Annotated in this window: 1 protein-coding gene; it reads right to left on the bottom strand. The window is 77.9% G+C overall.

The window, feature by feature from the left end; translation table 11 throughout:
• Positions 1-1,135 (bottom strand): hypothetical protein (locus tag AB0J52_RS41685; RefSeq protein WP_500188817.1); only part of this gene is annotated, 1,135 nt, incomplete at both ends.

The following is a 1,135-nucleotide window of genomic DNA, read 5'->3' as shown; positions in this document are numbered from 1 at the left end:
CTCGGCGGTGACCAGCGCGAGCCACGGGCGCGCGTGCGCGTGCGCGAAGACGCGGCGCGCCTCGCGCAGGGCCGACCGCGCCCCGGACGCGTCGTGCTGGGCGATCCTCAGCCGTCCGAGCACCAGCCAGGAACGGCCCTCCTCCAACCGGAACGGCAGCTCCGCCAAGGCCGTCGCCGACCGGCGCGCGAGCGCGACAGCCGTCCCCTGGTCGCCGTGTCCGGCCGCGACCAGCGCGGCGGCACGGTCCATCACCGCGAGCATGACGCGCCGCTCCAGCCGCGTCGCGCGGGCGCGCGTCTCCTCGATCAGCTCGGCGGCCTCGTCCAGGCTCCCCGACAGGGCGAGCGCCTCGGCGAGGTCGCCGTGCCAGCGCCGCATCGCCGGGTCGCCGAGCCCCTGCGCCTCCTCCGACCGCCGGACGCGCCGCAGCAGCGCCGCCGCCGCGTCGTTGCGTCCGGCCATCAGGTGGACGTGCCCGGCGGCGTACCACGCCTGCGGCAGGAAGAGCAGGTCGCCGTCGTCGGCGCTGTGCCGCTCGGCCCGCCGGGCGGCGTCCGCGGCCCGTTCCGGGTCGCCGCCGGCCGCCTCCGCCATGGCCAGCGAGAACCACGACGGACCCTGGCTGAGGTCGCTGTCCTCGGCCAGCCGCAGGCTCTGCCGCGCCACGTCCAGCGCCCGGTCGCAGCGCCCCCGGTGCACCTCCACGCGCGCGAGGTTGTGCAGGCAGTGGCACAGGCTCTCGACCGCCCCGCGCCGCCGGACCAGGTAGATCAGCGACCGCAGCTCGGCGCGCGCCTCCTCCAGCCGGTCGGCGAGCAGGTGGTGCCGGTACCGCTGGAAGGCGGGGCCGTTGTGGTCGACCATGACGCGCGGGTCCTGCGGCGACAACAACGCGCGCGCGAGCGTCCGCTCGGCGTCCGGACGCCCCAGGAAGAACGCCAGGTGCGCCTGCTTGGCCAGGGCGAGGATCTCGGTGCGCCGGTCCCCCGCCCGCGCGGCCAGCTCGGCGGAGCGCGCCGCGTGCTCGTGCGCCTCGAACGCCGAGCCCTCGACCAGCCACGCCCGCCACGCGAGCCGGTAGTGCAGCGGGGCGAGCAGGGCCGGATCGTCCCCGGCGTCGGCGAGCGCGCGC

This window comes from Spirillospora sp. NPDC049652 (assembly GCF_040675125.1).
GTDB lineage: Bacteria > Actinomycetota > Actinomycetes > Streptosporangiales > Streptosporangiaceae > Spirillospora.
The sequence above is the reverse complement of the archived record's forward strand: the minus strand, read 5'-3'. Positions and strand labels throughout refer to the sequence as shown.